This window comes from Bifidobacterium sp. LH_512 (assembly GCF_056356435.1).
The window spans coordinates 78,274-95,579 of the sequence record NZ_JBKEUE010000001.1 but is presented as its reverse complement, the minus strand read 5'-3'; the positions used below and the strand labels follow the sequence as shown (position 1 = coordinate 95,579).

The window sequence follows — 17,306 nt, the reverse complement described above, 5'->3', positions numbered from 1 at the left end:
ACAAAGGCACGATTCAGCCGAAATTCTCCCGACAACATCAATCAATCAAACAAACAATTATTTCGACATATGCACAGCGCGCAGAACAGGACGCCGTACCACACGATCAGCCACGCACACCACCAGTACAAAACAACACGAAAAAGCGATACCGGCGGCAAACCAACCCAGCATCCATCCAACATATGCGGCGCCCTGCGCTGAAGCCGCATACCGCAGCAACGGCGTCATCAGAAACTGCCGCGCCGCCGACCACAGCGGATACATCAGCGACTGCACAATATAAAATCCCAAAATCCCCGATGCCAACGCCACAACCAGGCGACGAGCGCAACGCTTGGTGTGTGAAGAGGCGGCGTCATCCGAATTTTTCGAAGCGGCGTCGCCGCACACCGCCGCCATCACCATGGCAACGGCAAGCGCAAACGACAGCACCGACGTCGATTTGAACGACAGCATGCGCGCCATCGCATATGTCGGGCCGCTTACGGCGATGACGCAGCACACGACCATCGCCAGTTCGATGGCGACGACAACACGCAGCCAGAACGCGCGCGACCGCAACGCCGCGCGCCAATGAGTCTTCGGCAGCGAATCATCCTGCGCACGACGCAAAGTCATACCAAGCGCGCCAGCCAGCGCGAACGACACCGCGTATGTCACCGCACTCATCAATTTTCGCCAATCCGAAAGCTCGAAGCTCACGCCGGAAACGCCCACACCCGATGCGATCGACATATTCAACGCATACACCGCGATCAAAGCCAACGCCGCAAGCGCAACCGTTATGCGAGGCCGCAGACGCGCCAAAATCCATGCCACGAGCGGCGAGACAACAACGAACGCCACATACAGCCAAATGAATTCCAAGCCGACCGTCAGCGACGAAACCGAACCGACGCCCGGAATCGGAACGATCCAACGATTCACCGCAAGCGCGACCAGCAGATAAAACGCCACCGTCGCCGCGGCATACATGCAGCGGCGCAGCGTCGATTTGCCTTCAGAGCGCCAATATGCAGGCTCATAGGAGTGCTGCGCCATGCGGGGAATCAGGAAAAAGCCGGAAATCATGAAAAACACATGATTGCCCCACGAGCCCAAAAACATCATCATCGACAGCGCCCACATCGCGATGCGCGATGATGCGATTGCAGCGATCAAACCGGATTGCGACACCGCTTCCGCCCCCTGCAGCGGCCCCAACATCACGGATTGGTCGAAGAACGGCGAAAACGTGTGGAATATGGCGATGCTGCAGATTGCGGCCAGACGCAGTATTTCGACTGACAGCATGCGTCTGGCGGGAGCGCGATCGGCTTTGGCTGATGCGCAATCGTCGGATGCGCAATTTCGATCTGCGTGATTCTGCATTGCGCAATTGTCGACGGCATGATTGTCGCCAGTAATGCTGCAGGCGACACTGATGCCGGCATTATTGCTGACATGATTGCCGATGCTGCCGCGCGCGGGCGTTTTCGTGGGCGTAGTCATGTGCACAGAATAACGCGTCGTAACATGACTTACGCGTATAAACGACACGCCGGAACACTGTCTACACCGCTTGAATTGGACAAGTCGAAATATCCAGTTATACTAAATATCTTGTGCGCGGCTGGCGAATGCCTCCCGGGCATCATGCCACTTTAGCTCAGTCGGTAGAGCGGCTCACTCGTAATGAGCAGGTCGACAGTTCGATTCTGTCAAGTGGCTCTGTCGCCCTAGATTGGATTTGTTCCGTCTAGGGTTTTGCATATCGGCAGGATTTAGGCAATATCAACGATTATGATGCTGCCGCCGAATACCGTCGGCATGCTCCGCGCGAGTGGCGTAATTGGTAGCCGCGCAGGATTTAGGTTCCTGTGTCTTTGACGTGTGGGTTCGAGTCCCATCTCGCGCACCCAATCTTCACCTCATGACAATGGCTTTATATCGCCGTTTTCTACACGTTGCCAGCATTGCAATGCAGCATACGAGGCATCATGATGGCGAAAAATGATAACTTTTACTTAGTCAAATCAGCGAAGCAATAATCTGAAGAAGGCATCATGTCAGCAATCATCCAACCAATCACACTGCTGCTTATCGTCATCGTCGGATACCTGTTCAAACGCCTCGGCCTTTTCGGGCAACGCGACTATCGCATCATCCAAGTCGCATTATTCAATTTGGCGCTGCCCGGCGCAATCATTCACTCGTTCGCGACCAATCCACATGACATCAGTCTGCTGTGGATTTCCGTATTCGGATTCTGTGTCGCCGCGCTTCCTCCAGTGCTGATCTACTTTGCGACGTCGAAACGACCGGTCACACAGCGTGCTTTTCTTATGCTCAACGGCGCAGGCTTCAATATCGGCTGCTTCTGTTTTCCCGTCGTACAAGCGTTCCTCGGCACTTCAGCCATCGTGCCGGCCGCCATGTTCGACGTCGGCAACTGCGTTATGGTCGCCGCCGGCACGAATGTAATGACACAGACACTACTGCACATCGAACCAGGCAAAACCCTCGCCGAACAAGGCGCTGGCTCCGCACCGACGCTGCCCTACACCAAGCCGACCGACAAAGACGCAAAACGGCTGGCGCACCACGCCTTACTGCGCAACGTGATGAAGGGATTCTTCGGCTCAGTGTCATTCGACACATATCTGCTGATGATCATTCTGATGTTGGCCAACGTACAGTTTCCACAATGGGTGGTCACCGTATCGGAACCGTTCTCAAACGCCAACGCCTTCTGCGCAATGCTGATGGTCGGCATGCTGACGGACCTGCCATCATCGAAGAACGATCTGAAATCCATGGCGGAAGTGCTTGCATGGCGGCTGCCGTTCGGCATTCTTTTCGCCGCCGCCGCATGGTTCCTGCTACCGTTTGACGCTTTGACGCGCGAAACGATCATGATGTGTACGCTCGCACCGGTCGCCGTGTTCTCCACGCTGTTCACGGACAAGGTGTTGGGCAATGCGAAACTGGCAGGATTCAACCTGTCGATCACCGCCATCATCGGCATGTTGATGATGACGGGATTGCACCTGATTGTCGGCTAACGCTTCAGCAGCTTCGCAGCGGTTTCTTTCAAAAAGAACAGCAGCTTATTCACCGGCAAGGTGAATTCGCCGGCCAACTCCTCAATATAACCGTTGAAGCCCTGCTTGAACTCCAAAACGCCACGGCCGGCCGAATTCGGATCATCGAACACGCCATCGATGCCATAGAAGTTGTAACGAGTGATGCCACGTTCCAGACAGCGAGACATCATCTCATGCTGAATGGCCGTCGGCGCATAGAACTTCGCATAGCGCTCGTCGGAACCGCTGGAGAAATACACCAGTTCACGCTTATGCCACATGAACAGGCCGGCCGCAACCGGAACCACTCGGCCATCGCGGGCGATGCGCTCATTCGCATCGACGACGCGTTTACGGGAAGCCTCCAGATTCTTATTCGCCGTATCCAACTTCTTACGAACATCATCCGGATACTTCGTCGTTTGCAACGACTTGGTCAGACGCGCCACATCCTTCTCCCCTTTGGCGACCTTGTCTTGCCACGACGCCAAATAACGATCCAAATGCACTTCGGCAATAATGAATTCGGCGTCGTCGCCGAACATATCGAATACACGCTGGAAATACTCCAACGAACGATTCGCAAAATGCTGCTTCACACTGCTCATTTCACAAATATCATGGAACGTTCCCAACTCATCACGCGTCATCTTGCGCACTTCCACACCACTATTGCGTGCGATTTTCACATTGCGACGCGTGTTCTTGGAATATGAGGCCAACAATGCGTCAGCATCGGCGAAACCGGTCAAATCCTTCACATACACCCAACGATTAATCACAGAATCATAACCGCGCGTAAAACCTCCATGCTTCCAACCGGCAGCGGCATAGGAGGTCATCATCGCGTCGTCCGCGGCGGCAGACGGCCCACCATCGGAATCATGCAAACGATACACATCATCCGGCCAACAGGACACGCTGATGGCGTGACGGCTACGCGCATCATCGGCAATCGCCTTCGTCATCGCCTGCAGCATCGCCGTATTATGCGGATCACACAGCGGACCCAGCCAGATCGATCCTTCAAAGCCGAGACGACTCGGCGTATACGCAATCATCGCACCGGCAACAGGCTTGCCGGATTCATCCGTCAAACCAATCAGCGCAGACTGCAAACCGCGGACGGCGACCATGCGACGCATCGCCGACGTCTGCTGGAATCCGCCATCCACATGAGACGCAGACAATGCGTCAAACTCGTCATCGCTCAATTCGCGTGCACACCAAGAATCATTGCTCATCTATCATCATCCATTCGTATTCGTCGCCGTCGCAGCATGGTAGCCGATACGCCTTGGTCTGATCGACCGAAGCGAAGAAGTTCACCTGTTCAACACACGATGCACGAAACGCTTCGCCACATAGGAAAGAGGGCGGCACACCATGGTGAATTCACCCATCAGCTCTTCAACATAGCCGTTGAACCCCTGCTTGAACTCGAGCACGCCGCGACCTTGCGAATTCGGATCGTCGAACACACCGTCAATGCCATAGAAATTATAACGTTTCACGCCACGTTCCACGCATAAATGCAACATCGTATCATGCTGGATCAGCGCCGACGCATAGAACGGCTTGTATTCTTCAACGCTACCCGAAAACAGGTAAATCACCTCGCGAGGATGCTCAACGAACAGCGACGCCGCAGCCGGAAGCACATCGCCGCGCCGAGCCAAACGCTGCGCCTCGTCCAAACGTTTGCGTGCAGCTTCAAGATTGCGCTGCTCCTCGCCAAGCTGACGCTGCAATTTCGTAGTGGCGCGCTGCTCATAGCGGGCTTGCAATTGGGACACCTTATCGACGAGCGCCGCACATTTGCGTTCCATATCGGCCGTGTATTCGCCGACATGGATTTCAGCGACCATAAAATGCGCTTTGTTTCCGTACGTCTGTTTGAAACGACGGAAATATTCGGCGCCGCGATATTCGAAACTGCGACGTTCCGCAGTCGCCTGTTCGATGTCCGCGAATGTTTGCAGCTCGGATTCCTCAAGTTCGCGCACGTGCACGCCCATGGAGGCGGCGCGCTTCACGCTCCACTGCGTGCGCTTATCGTAAGTTTTCAGCAGCTCGGATTCATTGCTGACGCCGGCAAGATCCTTGACATAGCGCCAACGCGGCACTGCCGTGTAGCCAACGGTGAGGCCGGCATGTTCCATGCCGCAGGCCTGCAAGGTGGCGATTTCGGCGTTGTGCGGCGCGCCTTCCTTTCCCGGCAGCGGCTCGCCGAATGAGTCACGCAGACGGTATGGGGCTTCCGGCGTGATCTCCAGCTGGGAAGCCTTCAGCTTTTTGGCGCGAGCGCGCAACCGTTCAAGGAAATATCGCGTCAATTCCGTATCGGTGAAATCGCATAGCGGACCATCATGTACGACGGCGAAAGTCGACAAGCGGCTGTGATGCACTTCCAGCAACGCAGCGGCCTTGATGACGTCGTGCTCTTTTACCGCCACATATTCGACGTGAACGCCTTGCATGGCGCGCAGGCGGCCAGCGGCAGAGGTTTGCTGGAAATTGCCGTTCGGATGTTTGGCGGAGAATTCGTCGAATTCCTGTTCCGTCAGATTGACCACAGTAAACGATCGCATATTGTCTCTTGTCACAGTTGGTAGAAAAAGGCGGTTTTGGAGCGGTCTTTCGGCCAGCTTTTAATGCAGCAGCTCTTCGACGGCGGGGGCGATTGCGCGCAAGGCCTTGCCGCGGTGGGAGATGGCGTTCTTTTCTTCCGGCGTCATTTCAGCGGAAGTCAATCCTTCGCTGCCGTCTACAGCGTTGGCGGCACGGGTGGGCTGGTCGTCCGGGACAAACAGCGGATCGTAGCCGAAACCGTTTTCGCCGCGGGCTTCGCGCAGCATACGGCCTGGCATTTCGCCTAACTGCACGGTTTCGCTGACGATTTCGTAAGGAGCGCCTTCGACTTCACCGGTCTCCGCAGACACTTCGGCTGCCGTGATGTCACGATTCCAATCAGCCTTCGGCACGACAAGGGCCGCAGCGCAGCGGAATCGGGCCGAGCGCTTGGCATCCGGAATATCGGCGATCTGCGCGAGCAGCAGCGCATTGTTGGCGGCGTCATCACCGTGACGGCCGGCCCAGCGTGCGGACAGAATTCCAGGCGCATTGCCCATAACGTCCACGATCAGGCCGGAATCATCGGCGATTGCGGGAAAACCGGTGCGCCTTGCGACGTCGCGGGCTTTCAAAAGCGCATTCTCTTCGAAAGTGACGCCGTCTTCCACCGGATCAGGCAGATTCAGCGAGCCGGCGGAGATAAGATTCACACCGGCGGCGGCCTTACCGAGGCGTTCTTCCAGAATGCGGCGGATTTCCACCAGTTTGCCTTCGTTATGCGTGGCAACGATGATGTTCATGGCTTATATCCTTTCCAAGTGGGCTTGCCTCAGGCCTGATCGAGGGCAGCACGTTGGGCGGCCTGCAGTTCCTTATTGCCCTTCTGCGCCAAGTCGAGCAGCGCGTTGAGCTCCTCACGACTGAACGGGCGGTGTTCGGCGGTGCCCTGAATTTCAATGAATTCGCCGGAGCCGGTCATGGCCACATTCATATCGGTCATGGCCTGGCTGTCTTCGATATACGGCAGATCCAGCATCGGCGTACCGTTGATAACGCCGACGGACACGGCGGACACACTGTCTTTCAGCACATGGTCGGCACGCTTGATGAGCTTCTTCTTTTCAGCCCAACGCAGCGCATCCGCAAGCGCCACGTATGCACCGGTGATGGATGCAGTACGCGTACCGCCGTCGGCCTGCAGCACGTCGCAATCGATTTGGATCTGATTTTCGCCCAGCGCCTTCATATCGACGACGCCGCGCAGACAGCGGCCGATCAGACGGCTGATCTCATGCGTGCGGCCGCCGATTTTGCCGCGCACGGACTCACGATCGGTACGCTCTGCCGTGGCGCGCGGCAGCATCGCATATTCCGCGGTAACCCAGCCAAGGCCGGAATCCTTACGCCAGCGCGGCACGCCCGCAGTGAAGGTCGCCGTGCACATCACACGCGTATTACCGCATTCGATCAGCACAGAGCCTTCCGGAACGTCAGTGAAATTGCGGGTGATCTTTACCGGACGCAACTCGTCCACAGCGCGGCCATCCGCGCGCAATACCACATGTCCTGCCAACAAATCCTTGATCTCAGCCATGAATATCCTTCTGCCGTTTTCTTCAATCATTTTTCGCCTCTGCCGAGCGTAGCACTCGCCCATCATCCGCCAATCATGAAGAACATCATTCCTCACATCTTCTGACGAATCAGCGATCACACAAGGCCGGCAGTGTTCGAGCAGCGGACACACCGACGGCGGGCAAGCGAAAATCGTCGCAAATCATACATATAGTTATCATGACTATTGGCTTGATCAGTACTGTTTCGTGCATACCACGCGAATATGTAAAAGCGAGGCCGCTGGGAGGAATCATGGACTTTTCACCGACAATGATGACCGATATGTATGAATACACCATGCTCGACGCCTGCCTGAGGGACGGCACCGCCAATCGCAAATGTGTTTTCGAGATTTTCACGCGCCATCTACCGGAAGGCCGCCGTTACGGCGTGGTCGCCGGAACGGGGCGCATTCTGGATGCGCTGGAAAACTTCCACCTACGCGACGAAGACCTGCGCTTCCTCGCCGACCGCCATATCGTGAGCAAGGAAACGCTGCAGTGGCTGGAAAACTTCCATTTCTCCGGATCGATCAAAGGCTACCGCGAAGGCGAAATGTTCTTCCCGAATTCGCCGATTCTGCAAGTTGAAGGCACGTTCGGCGAATGCACGCTGCTGGAAACGCTGCTGCTGAGCATTCTGAATTATGATTCCGCCGTCGCGTCGGCCGCCTCCCGCATGGTTTCGGCCGCGAAGGATCGCCCGTGCATGGATATGGGTGGCCGCCGCACGAACGAGTGGGCTGCCGTGGCCGCCTCCCGCGCCGCGGTGATCGGCGGCTTCAAGGGAACGGCGAACCTGCTGGCGGCGCAAATGTACGGTTTGAAGGCGATCGGCACGGCGGCGCACTGCTTCACGCTGGTGCATGACGATGAGCGTTCCGCGTTTGAATCGCAGATCGCCGCGCTGGGCCGCAATACGACGCTGCTTGTTGACACGTACAACATTGAAGAGGCCGTGAAAACCGCGATTGAAGTGGCTGGCCCCGAATTGGGCGGTGTTCGAATCGATTCGGGTGACTTGGCGTCGTTGGCGCAGCGTGTACGCAATCAGTTGGATGCGTTGGGCGCGACGAATACGAAGATCACGGTGACCAATGATTTGGACGAGTATGCGCTGGCTGCCTTGCAGACCGCGCCTGTTGATTCGTATGGTGTCGGCACGATGCTGGTGACCGGTTCGGGCGCGCCGACCTGCGCGATGGTGTACAAGCTGGCCGAGCGCGAGAATTCAGATGGCGTGATGCAGCCGGTCGCGAAGAAGTCGAAAGATAAGGCCACTGTGCCGGGACGAAAGTTGGCCTATCGCTCATACGAATACAACCTGGCTGATTGCGAGCATGTGATTTCCGGCTCGGAGGCCGCGCTGGATGCGTTCCAGCCGGCTGATGGCTGGAAGGGTCTGCTGGTCGACTACGTGGTCGACGGGCAGATTGATGCGCAGTATCAGGGTCACGATGCGATTGTGAGAGCACATGAATATCGTGCGAAGGCGCTGGCCGAGTTGCCGGTTACCGCACAGTCGCTAATGAAGGGCGACCCGGCGATTCCGACGGAAGTCACCGTGCTGTAAGACTGTGGTGCGCTGTGACGCAATCAGACCTATGAAATGCTTTGGGCCGATGTTTTCGAACATTGGCCCAAAGCATTTCATTACCTCACAAAAAGGCGCGTCAGGGGCGCCTATCAGCCGCAATTATCTTCCGCGACAATCGTTGCGCACCACCCGAAAATGCATGCCGCCCGAAAAGGCCGAAGAAGCGATGCAACTCAACCGACGGCGGCGGCATGATCCACGAACATCGGTCACATCGAAAGCGATTTATCGCAGTGAAATCTCATCAATGCGACGCAACTCTTCATCAGCAAATGTCGTATTTTTCAGCGCGCCGATATTATCGAGAATCTGCTGCGGCTTGGAAGCGCCGATCAGCACCGACGTGACGACGCCGTCATGCAGCAGCCAGGCCAGCGCCATCTCAGCCAAAGTCTGGCCTCGTTCGGCGGCCAAATCATTCAGCTCGCGAATCTGCTGCAGGCGTTCCGGCGTCAGCGCGCTTTCCTGCAGGAAACGACCGTCGGCAGCGATGCGGCTGTCTGCGGGCACGCCATGCAAATAACGGTTCGTCAGCAGGCCCTGATCGAGCGGCGAGAAGGTGATAATGCCTTTGCCCAAGTGCTTCGACGTTTCTTTCAGGCCATTGCTTTCAACCGTTCGGTCGAAAATGTTGTAACGATTCTGGTTGATGATGAACGGCACATGCAGCTCATAAAGAATCGCCGTGGCCTTCTCCAGCGTCGGGCCGTCATAATTTGAAAGACCCACATACAGCGCCTTGCCGCTAGAAACCGCCTGCGCCAACGCGCCCATCGTCTCCTCCAGCGGAGTGTTCGGATCCATGCGGTGATGGTAGAAAATGTCCACATATTCCAAGCCGAGACGTTCAAGGCTTCGATCAAGCGAGGCCAGCAGATATTTGCGGCTGCCCAAATCGCCGTACGGGCCAGGCCACATTTCATAGCCTGCCTTTGTGCTGATGATCAGCTCATCGCGATGATGGCTGAAATATTCGCGCAGCAGGCGGCCGCAATTCTTTTCGGCGCTGCCCGGCTCCGGGCCGTAATTATTGGCCAGGTCGAAATGCGTGATGCCGTTGTCGAAAGCGGTGAACACCAGCTGCTTCATCGTCTCGTACGGCGTGTGCTCGCCGAAATTATGCCAGAATCCGAGCGAGACTGCCGGCAATTTCAGACCGCTCGCACCGCAGCGGTTGTAGGCCATGGAATCGTAGCGGCTTGGAGCCGGTGTGTAGACGGCGGTTGCTTCGAACAAAGATGCTCCTTCGAATATGTTCGTTTATGAAATATCGTTACCATCGTCTCACTTCAAGTAAACTTAAAGGCAAATGGCGCGAAGCGCATCGGCGGCGACGCGAAAAGCATGCAGGCTGCAAAAAGGGGCTGATTATGGGCAAAACATATACGATTCGAGATTTGGCGAATCGATTTGCAATGCAGCCGTCAACGCTGCGATATTACGAAGAATGCGGACTGCTGCCTGAAGTCGCACGCACCGAAGCCGGACAACGTATATATGACGAGTCGCATGTTGCGCGACTAGAAGCGATTCAATGCTTTAAGCATGCCGGCATGAGCATTGATGAATTGAAACGATTCTTTGAATATGAAAGCGATGAAAACGCCCACATTTCGCAGATGGTCGAATTATTGGAAGCACGCCGCGATGCGATTGTCGAGCAGCGACGCGCATTGGAGGAGGCCTATTTGCATGTGCTGCGAAAACTGCGTTTTTACGGCGACATCAAACGCAGCATAGAAGACGGTACGCCGCATCCCGATTGGGCCGACTACGATGGCAAGGATTTTTCCGGGCAAGACACCCCCGACGCCCGGCATGCATGACCCAAGCCGACTTCGAACAACCACAAAACGGTCACATGTGCTGACGCGAACAAACCTCATCAGCAAGCGTGACCGAAAAAGAGGGTTAAAACGGTCACACCTGCTGAAGGAATACGTTCTACATCAGCAAGTGTGACCGGAAACCGGACCAAAAACGGTCACATCTGCTGAGGGGCGTCGTCAGCATCAGCACATGTGACCGGGCGAAGCAACGGTCAGCGCATCATCTCTTCGTAGATGCGCTTGCAGTCGGGGCAGACCGGAAACTGCGAAGGGTCATGCTTTGGCACCCACACTTTGCCGCACAGCGCCACAACCGGACGGCCGGTCAAACGCGACTCGGCGATACGATCGCGCGACACGTAATGCGCAAAACGGTCGGCATCGCCGTTATCCGACATTTCCGTGCGCTCTTCAACCTCTGGGCGTTCCAATACGGCGGTGCCGGAAGAGGAATCCGGCTCGGCCTCCATGCGAACGTCACCAGCATAAGAGCCACTGGCACAAACGCCACCTACAATGCGGGCGCCGCCGACGCGGACGCCGTGAAGTTCCATCACCGCGGCATCATCCTGCAAATTCTGCATCACAGACTCTCCTATAGTTCATGTATTCATTTCATTCGCCGCATCGACGGCGACGCGACCATCCGCATACATCATAGCCACAGCAATCATAAGAACGATTTTCCCCGGCACCGTGTTCAATGCTGCAACCTGTCACCTCGCCTTCACACCGCATCGCGTTCAACGTTGCAAGCCGTCGTGCCAGCCCCACTGCATCATGGTCGCGCCGCCTATTACCGTGTGCGCTGCCGTGTCAACGCCATAATGCGCGGTAGTCTTATGGCTATGACCATTGCTGTATGCCCTGGATCCTATGACCCGGTCACCTCCGGGCATTTGGACGTTATCGAACGCTGCGCGCGCTTCTTCGACAAAGTGCACGTGGTAGTCGCTGTAAATTCCGCGAAAACACCGATGTTTTCCGAACAAACTCGCGTCAACATCATTCGTCAGGCGCTTGATAAGGACGGATGCCGTAACGTGCAGGTCGCGTCCACGGACGGACTGATTACCGACTACTGCAAAAAGATAGGCGCGACGGTTATCGTCAAAGGCCTGCGCCAGAACGGCGATTATGAAGCCGAATTGGGTATGGCACTGGTCAATCGCAAGCTGTCGGGCGTGGAGACGCTGTTTCTTCCCGCCGACCCGATACGCGAACACATTTCCAGCTCCATCGTCAAGGATGTCGCGCGCCACGGCGGCGATGTAACAGGCATGGTGCCTGACTGCGTCATTCCGTTGCTCGCCGAAACGCTGAAAAAGGAACCGAATAAAGAACCGGATATCACGCCGACTACGGGGAAGGAAGCATGATGACCGACGAGACTTCCACGACTACACCGAATCCGGCGGCAACCGAGACCACGGCGACTTCGCCTGCCCCGACAGCACCCGCCCCTGAAACTCCGGCTACGCCCAAACCCGCTTCTACGCATGCCGTCCCCAAGCACACCATCCCAAGCCTGCCGGATTTGCGCGAAACACTTGACCCCGATGGCGAAGTCGACAAAAGCCGTGAGGAATTCACCACAGTGTACGACATCATCGACGACTTGGAAGACACGTTGAATGAAGCGAAGGCAACGCTATTCTCGCCGAATATGGTACGCGTGGATCGTGAGGATTTCATCGACCGCCTGGAGCAGCTGAAGAAAATGCTGCCTGTACAGTTGGAGCGCGCGTCCGCTTTGATGCGCGAGGCCGAACGCCGCTTGGAAAGCGCGCAGACACAGTCCAATGCGATTGTGGCCGCGGCACAAAGCCGCTCCGCCGACATGATTCGAGAAGCCAACGAACAGGCGCAGTTCCTTGCCGGACAGGAAAACGTCACCTCGATCGCGCGTCAGAAGGCGCGTGCTATTCTCGATCAGGCGCAAACGAAGGCGGACCATTTGACGCAGGGCGCTGACCGCTATTGCACCACCGTTATGGAAAGTCTGCAGCAGCAGCTGGGCAAGCTTGAGCATGACGTGCAGGCCGGTTTGAATGTGCTGAGCGAACGTCAGCGCGCCGCCGGCGACAATATGCCGCATCTCGATTCCAACGATTATCCGGAGGACTGATTTCATGGCACGTACCGAAGATTCCCCGTGGGCTGTTTCCGTGGCACAGGTCGCGGCACGCCCCGGTCAGAGCAAAGAGATTGACACGACGTTCCCCGCACCCAGTGGCATTGGCGACGAGATCATCGGCGTTGGGGAAGGCGCCGACGTCCAGGTGACGGGTTCGTTCGATTCCATCGTTGACGGCCTGATTTTCACCGGCCACATCAATGCGCCCGTTCATGCCGAATGCACACGATGCCTGAAACCGATTCGCCGCGATTGGGGCATTGCGGTCACCGCGTTCTTCCCTTATGAGGCGCAGGATTCGAAGAATACCGGTAATGATGACGTTGACATTATCGCCGGCGAGGACGAGTCGGAAGACATCTACCCGCTGCTTGACAACGGCGCTTTCGCTGATTTGGAAGCGTTGCTGCGCGACACTTTGGTTGAGGAGTTGCCGATGCAGCCGCTGTGCAAGGATGATTGTCTGGGACTGTGTTCGCAGTGCGGTGTTGATTTGAATGAGAATCCTGATCATCATCATGATGTTGCCGATATTCGTTTTGCGGCGTTGGAAGGATTGAAGGCCCAGCTGGAACGTGAGCAGGGACAGTAAACAGTAAGCAGCGAAAGTCGGCAGTAATCGCGTAATTGCAGGGGATTACACGCAGTTGCCAAGGAATTACACGCTGACAGCGCATCTTTGGCACGTCCAAAATGGACTTTGTACGACGTATGTGCTAGGATACCGAACGCTTAAGCTCAATCGTTCGAACGAAATAGAGGAACAACAATGGCACTGCCTAAGTACAAGACCTCGCGCGCGAATACCCATTCCCGCCGCGCGAACTGGAAGGCCAAGGCTTCCCAGACCGTAACTTGCCCGAACTGCGGCGCTCCCGCTCTGCCTCACATGGCTTGCCCGAGCTGCGGCGCTTTCCGTGGCCGCATTTACCGCGAAGCCATCCGCTCCGCTCACACCAAGTGAGCAGCCGGAAGCAATCAAGGCATTATGAATAAGAACCCTGCCATCGACGGGTGGCAGGGTTCTTGCATGTGAACGACCGAAAGACCTCCCCATGACTTCCAAAAAACACTCGCACACTTCCCTTGTCTCCGAACGCAGCATGAATCCCAGCAATGTACTGCTTGACGCGCTCGGCACGACGCTTAGTCCTGAAATCCTGGTCGAAGCGCTCACCCACCGCTCGTTTTCACATGAGCATCCCGGTGCCCGCAATTATGAGCGTCTCGAATTCCTCGGCGACGCCGTACTCGAACTGGTGTCGACCGAAACCCTGTTCGCAGCGCACCCTGACATGACCGAAGGCCAGCTTGCGAAAATGCGTGCCAAGGCCGTTTCGGAAGAGTCGTTGAGCCGCATTGCACGCGACAAGCTGCATGTCGGCCCGTATATTCTGCTTGGCAACGGCGAAAAAGACCAGCATGGCGCTGAAAAAAGCTCGATTCTATGCGATATCGTCGAAGCGCTGATCGGAGCCACTTTCCTGGAACATGGCATTGATGGCGCACGTGAAGTCGTACATCATCTTATTGACGACACGTTGGCTGAAGTCGCCACCGAAGGGCCCGCGCTTGATTGGAAAACATCGCTTACCGTCAAGGCACACGGCATGGGATTGAGCGAACCTCGCTATCGCATGTCGGTGAGTGGCCCGGAATATGCGCAGATTTTCACCGCTGAGGCGATTTTGGAAGATTCAAACGAAGTGATCGGCATCGGCAAAGGTTCCAGCAAGCGCAAGGCGCAGCTGGCGGCCGCGGAGAACGCTTGGCATACGTTGGATACGCGCGAAGCGTGATGTGAGGCCTCCCACGCCTCGCCTTCAAAAAACACGCACTAACTCAAAATGTGGCCCGCTCCCCTCTCATTCGTTACATGGTCGTTACGATAGGCGGTAATCGAGAGGGATGAGATTATGCCCACAACGCATGCCGTTTCCCCTTTCGATACGCCGGAACGCAGCAAAACCTGCGCCGGACCACAGCGAACGACCTTGAAAAACGTATCTTGAGGGGGATTACGGTGTTACCTACTCCTTTGCAGGCATTCAGCAGCGTGCCGCGGGCCACTGCGACCACGGAAAAACAGACCGTTGCCGACGGCGAACAGCTGACCGGCGCCGAAGCGCTGGTTCGTTCGCTGGAAGATCTGGGTGTTGAAGAGGTTTTCGGCATTCCAGGCGGCGCGATCCTGCCCGTATACGACGCGATCAAAGACGATACGAAATTCCGCTTTGTTCTGATGCGTCATGAGCAGGCCGCCGGCCACGCCGCCGAAGGCTACGCGGTATCCACTGGCAAGGTGGGCGTGTGCATCGTCACTTCCGGCCCGGGCGCCACGAATATGATTACGGCGATCGCCGATGCGAATATGGATTCCGTGCCGATGGTGGTTATCACCGGTCAGGTCGGTGTTGATTCCATCGGCACCGACGCATTTCAGGAAGCCGACATCGTCGGCGCCACCTACCCGGTAGTCAAGCATTCATATCTGGTCACACGTGCTCAGGATATTCCGCGCGTGCTGACCGAAGCCATGTATATCGCGCGTTCCGGCCGCCCCGGCCCGGTGCTGGTCGACGTGACGAAGACCGCGCAGGTTGGCACCATGCAGTATTCGTGGCCGCAGCGCATGATTTTGCCCGGGTATAACCCGACGACGAAGGCGCATGGCCGTGTACTGTCTGACGCGGCAAAACTGTTCGGCCAGTCGTACCGTCCGGTACTGTATGTGGGTGGCGGTGCAATGCGCTCCGACGCCGGCGATCTGGTGAAGAAGCTTGCCGATGTGACCGGCGCTCCGATTGTGATGACGCTGCCGGCTCGCGGTATTGTTCCTGATTCCGATCCGAAGGTGCTGGGCATGTTGGGCATGCATGGTACCATCGCGGCGACCGGTGCCGTACAGCGCTGCGATCTGCTGGTCGCCATCGGCGCGCGCTTCGACGATCGCGTTACCGGCAAGCTGGACGCTTTCGCACCGACCGCGAACGTTGTCCATATTGATATCGATCCGGCGGAAATCAGCAAGAATCGTGTGGCGGATGTGCCGATTGTCGGCGACGTTGCCACCGTACTCGCCGATTTGATTCCGGAAATCGAACGCCATCAGGCCGAGCATGGCCGCCCGGATCTGCAGCCTTGGTGGGATACGATCGAGGAATGGCGCACCAAGTACCCGACCACGTATGCTGAGCCGACCGACGGCACGTTGGCCCCACAGTGGGTTGTCGAGCAACTGTCAAAGGCGGCGACGCCGGATACCGTGTGGGTTTCCGGCGTCGGGCAGCATCAGATGTGGGCGACTCAGCTGATCGACTTCGAAAAGCCACATTCCTGGATTTCTTCCGGCGGCCTGGGAACGATGGGATTCGGCCTGCCGGCCTCCATCGGTGCGGTGATTGGTTCAAAGCGCCCAGTGTGGCTGATTGACGGCGATGGTTCATTCCAGATGCTCTCCGAAGAGCTGGCGGCCGCATTCCACGAGCATGCTCCGGTGAAAATCGCACTGCTGAACAATTCCGTATACGGCATGGTTCGCCAGTGGCAGACGCTGTTCTATAAGCAGCATTACTCAGCCACGAATCTGAAGGACGGCGACAGCAAGGCCGCCGAGGAATTCTTCGACGTGCCTGATTTCGTCAAACTTGCCGAAGCATACGGCTGCGTCGGCATGCGCGCATTCACCAAGGAAGAGGCGCTGGATGCGATTGCCAAGGCAAACGAAATCAACGACCGTCCGGTGCTGATTGATTTCCGCGTATGGAAGGATGCCATGGTCTTCCCGATGGTTCCGGCTGGCGCATCCAATGATGAAGTCATGTACAAGCCAGGTGTCTACCCGTTGAAGCGTGCAGCGAATAACGACACCGCAGGCAACGAGTGAAACGAGTGAGGAAGGCGCAATATCATGGCTAACTATCCTGCATCCAAGCCGGGTTCGCAGCGTCACACGCTGTCCGTGCTCGTAGAGAATCGTCCGGGCGTGCTGGCGCGTGTCGCCGGCCTGTTCGCCCGCCGTGCGTTCAACATCAACTCGTTGTCCGTCTCCCCTACCGAGCGTCCGGATATTTCGCGTATCACCGTGACCGCCGACGTGGAGGAGCTGCCGCTTGAGCAGATCATCAAGCAGCTGAACAAGCTGCTGCATGTGCTGAAGATCGTCGACTTGGATCCGGCCACTACGGTGGAGCGCGAATTGGTGATGATCAAGGTCGCCGCCACGCAGTCGAATCGTTCCGACGTGTTGGAGATCGTGCGACTGTTCCGCGTGCGCGTGGTTGATGTGAACACGGAGTCCATGACGATTGAGGCCACCGGCGCTGAAGGCAAGATTGACGCGCTGCTTGGCCTGCTGGAGCATTACGGCATTATCGAACTGGTGCGTTCCGGCGCAGTCGCCGTCACGCGCGGCCCAAAGGCCTTGAGCGAAAAGGTACTCGGTTCCGAAGTCACTGGACGCTGACCGCTGCTTTAGGGGGATGA

At 56.8% G+C, this 17,306-nt stretch carries 17 protein-coding genes and 2 tRNA genes; 12 read left to right on the top strand and 7 right to left on the bottom strand.

From position 1 onward, the window contains the following. Positions 1 to 57 precede the first annotated feature (57 nt). Positions 58 to 1,494 (bottom strand): acyltransferase family protein, encoded by a 1,437-nt coding sequence (locus AC1AWD_RS00400; protein ID WP_476563118.1) that lies wholly within the window; start codon positions 1,492 to 1,494, stop codon positions 58 to 60. Between the two features lie 146 nt (positions 1,495 to 1,640). On the opposite strand from AC1AWD_RS00400, the gene AC1AWD_RS00395 reads away from it, so the two are divergent. The 3 genes from AC1AWD_RS00395 to AC1AWD_RS00385 all read left to right on the top strand — a co-directional run bounded on the left by AC1AWD_RS00395 (position 1,641) and on the right by AC1AWD_RS00385 (position 3,047). After that, positions 1,641 to 1,713: transfer RNA gene (locus AC1AWD_RS00395), tRNA-Thr, on the top strand. Positions 1,714 to 1,819: 106 nt separating this feature from the next. After that, positions 1,820 to 1,900 (top strand) — tRNA-Leu (locus AC1AWD_RS00390). Positions 1,901 to 2,048: 148 nt separating this feature from the next. Further along, the gene (locus tag AC1AWD_RS00385) at positions 2,049 to 3,047 is read left to right on the top strand and encodes an AEC family transporter (RefSeq protein ID WP_476563117.1); all 999 of its coding nucleotides are present in this window, start codon (positions 2,049 to 2,051) and stop codon (positions 3,045 to 3,047) included. On the opposite strand, the gene AC1AWD_RS00380 is transcribed toward AC1AWD_RS00385, so the two are convergent. The 4 genes from AC1AWD_RS00380 to rph form a co-directional block, all read right to left on the bottom strand. After that, positions 3,044 to 4,312, bottom strand: a complete 1,269-nt coding sequence (locus tag AC1AWD_RS00380) for an aminoacyltransferase (RefSeq protein WP_476563116.1) — start codon at positions 4,310 to 4,312, stop codon at positions 3,044 to 3,046. The genes AC1AWD_RS00385 and AC1AWD_RS00380 overlap by 4 nt on opposite strands. An 81-nt stretch (positions 4,313 to 4,393) precedes the next feature. Then, on the bottom strand, positions 4,394 to 5,659 hold the full coding sequence (locus AC1AWD_RS00375) for an aminoacyltransferase (RefSeq protein WP_476563115.1): 1,266 nt from the start codon (positions 5,657 to 5,659) through the stop codon (positions 4,394 to 4,396). 60 nt (positions 5,660 to 5,719) lie between these two features. Continuing rightward, entirely contained in the window at positions 5,720 to 6,442 is a 723-nt protein-coding gene (locus tag AC1AWD_RS00370) for a non-canonical purine NTP pyrophosphatase (RefSeq protein WP_476563114.1), read from the bottom strand. Positions 6,443 to 6,471: 29 nt separating this feature from the next. Further along, the gene (gene rph, locus AC1AWD_RS00365; protein WP_476563113.1) at positions 6,472 to 7,236 is read right to left on the bottom strand and encodes a ribonuclease PH; all 765 of its coding nucleotides are present in this window, start codon (positions 7,234 to 7,236) and stop codon (positions 6,472 to 6,474) included. Between the two features lie 272 nt (positions 7,237 to 7,508). Here rph and AC1AWD_RS00360 point away from each other — a divergent pair, with 272 nt between their 5' ends. Then, positions 7,509 to 8,831 (top strand): nicotinate phosphoribosyltransferase, encoded by a 1,323-nt coding sequence (locus tag AC1AWD_RS00360; RefSeq protein WP_476564496.1) that lies wholly within the window; start codon positions 7,509 to 7,511, stop codon positions 8,829 to 8,831. 249 nt (positions 8,832 to 9,080) lie between these two features. Here the strand turns inward: AC1AWD_RS00360 and AC1AWD_RS00355 are convergent, their stop codons facing one another. Next, positions 9,081 to 10,091, bottom strand: coding sequence for an aldo/keto reductase (locus AC1AWD_RS00355; RefSeq protein ID WP_476563112.1), 1,011 nt, complete (start codon positions 10,089 to 10,091; stop codon positions 9,081 to 9,083). Between the two features lie 134 nt (positions 10,092 to 10,225). Here AC1AWD_RS00355 and AC1AWD_RS00350 point away from each other — a divergent pair, with 134 nt between their 5' ends. After that, a complete protein-coding gene (locus AC1AWD_RS00350) occupies positions 10,226 to 10,681 on the top strand; it encodes a MerR family transcriptional regulator (protein ID WP_476563111.1) in 456 nt (151 codons plus the stop codon). 215 nt (positions 10,682 to 10,896) lie between these two features. On the opposite strand, the gene AC1AWD_RS00345 is transcribed toward AC1AWD_RS00350, so the two are convergent. Further along, entirely contained in the window at positions 10,897 to 11,154 is a 258-nt protein-coding gene (locus AC1AWD_RS00345; RefSeq protein ID WP_476564494.1) for a DUF3039 domain-containing protein, read from the bottom strand. 378 nt (positions 11,155 to 11,532) lie between these two features. Here AC1AWD_RS00345 and coaD point away from each other — a divergent pair, with 378 nt between their 5' ends. The 7 genes from coaD (at position 11,533) to ilvN (ending at position 17,286) form a co-directional block, all read left to right on the top strand. Then, positions 11,533 to 12,063: a pantetheine-phosphate adenylyltransferase gene (gene coaD / locus AC1AWD_RS00340; RefSeq protein WP_476564492.1), complete on the top strand. Its 531-nt coding sequence runs from the start codon at positions 11,533 to 11,535 to the stop codon at positions 12,061 to 12,063. After that, a complete protein-coding gene (locus AC1AWD_RS00335) occupies positions 12,063 to 12,812 on the top strand; it encodes an ATP synthase subunit B family protein (protein ID WP_476563110.1) in 750 nt (249 codons plus the stop codon). Before coaD ends, AC1AWD_RS00335 begins: the two co-directional genes overlap by 1 nt. A 4-nt stretch (positions 12,813 to 12,816) precedes the next feature. Further along, entirely contained in the window at positions 12,817 to 13,413 is a 597-nt protein-coding gene (locus AC1AWD_RS00330; protein ID WP_476563109.1) for a YceD family protein, read from the top strand. Between the two features lie 177 nt (positions 13,414 to 13,590). Then, positions 13,591 to 13,785: a 50S ribosomal protein L32 gene (rpmF, locus tag AC1AWD_RS00325; RefSeq protein WP_476563107.1), complete on the top strand. Its 195-nt coding sequence runs from the start codon at positions 13,591 to 13,593 to the stop codon at positions 13,783 to 13,785. 91 nt (positions 13,786 to 13,876) lie between these two features. Continuing rightward, positions 13,877 to 14,620, top strand: coding sequence for a ribonuclease III (gene rnc, locus AC1AWD_RS00320; protein ID WP_476563106.1), 744 nt, complete (start codon positions 13,877 to 13,879; stop codon positions 14,618 to 14,620). A gap of 209 nt (positions 14,621 to 14,829) precedes the next feature. Beyond that, positions 14,830 to 16,707, top strand: a complete 1,878-nt coding sequence (locus tag AC1AWD_RS00315) for an acetolactate synthase large subunit (protein ID WP_476563105.1) — start codon at positions 14,830 to 14,832, stop codon at positions 16,705 to 16,707. Between the two features lie 24 nt (positions 16,708 to 16,731). Beyond that, the gene (gene ilvN, locus AC1AWD_RS00310) at positions 16,732 to 17,286 is read left to right on the top strand and encodes an acetolactate synthase small subunit (protein WP_476563103.1); all 555 of its coding nucleotides are present in this window, start codon (positions 16,732 to 16,734) and stop codon (positions 17,284 to 17,286) included. The last annotated feature ends 20 nt before the right edge of the window (positions 17,287 to 17,306 follow it).

Excerpts from the sequence above, each read along its gene's own strand:
- AC1AWD_RS00330 (WP_476563109.1), top strand. The coding sequence starts at position 12,817 with ATGGCACGTACCGAAGATTCCCCGTGGGCTGTTTCCGTGGCACAGGTC.
- AC1AWD_RS00370 (WP_476563114.1), bottom strand. The coding sequence starts at position 6,442 with ATGAACATCATCGTTGCCACGCATAACGAAGGCAAACTGGTGGAAATC.
- rph (WP_476563113.1), bottom strand. The coding sequence starts at position 7,236 with ATGGCTGAGATCAAGGATTTGTTGGCAGGACATGTGGTATTGCGCGCG.
- coaD (WP_476564492.1), top strand. The coding sequence starts at position 11,533 with ATGACCATTGCTGTATGCCCTGGATCCTATGACCCGGTCACCTCCGGG.
- AC1AWD_RS00345 (WP_476564494.1), bottom strand. The coding sequence starts at position 11,154 with ATGGAGGCCGAGCCGGATTCCTCTTCCGGCACCGCCGTATTGGAACGC.
- AC1AWD_RS00385 (WP_476563117.1), top strand. The coding sequence starts at position 2,049 with ATGTCAGCAATCATCCAACCAATCACACTGCTGCTTATCGTCATCGTC.
- ilvN (WP_476563103.1), top strand. The coding sequence starts at position 16,732 with ATGGCTAACTATCCTGCATCCAAGCCGGGTTCGCAGCGTCACACGCTG.
- AC1AWD_RS00335 (WP_476563110.1), top strand. The coding sequence starts at position 12,063 with ATGACCGACGAGACTTCCACGACTACACCGAATCCGGCGGCAACCGAG.
- AC1AWD_RS00350 (WP_476563111.1), top strand. The coding sequence starts at position 10,226 with ATGGGCAAAACATATACGATTCGAGATTTGGCGAATCGATTTGCAATG.
- AC1AWD_RS00375 (WP_476563115.1), bottom strand. The coding sequence starts at position 5,659 with ATGCGATCGTTTACTGTGGTCAATCTGACGGAACAGGAATTCGACGAA.
- rpmF (WP_476563107.1), top strand. The coding sequence starts at position 13,591 with ATGGCACTGCCTAAGTACAAGACCTCGCGCGCGAATACCCATTCCCGC.
- AC1AWD_RS00400 (WP_476563118.1), bottom strand. The coding sequence starts at position 1,494 with ATGACTACGCCCACGAAAACGCCCGCGCGCGGCAGCATCGGCAATCAT.
- AC1AWD_RS00380 (WP_476563116.1), bottom strand. The coding sequence starts at position 4,312 with ATGAGCAATGATTCTTGGTGTGCACGCGAATTGAGCGATGACGAGTTT.
- rnc (WP_476563106.1), top strand. The coding sequence starts at position 13,877 with ATGACTTCCAAAAAACACTCGCACACTTCCCTTGTCTCCGAACGCAGC.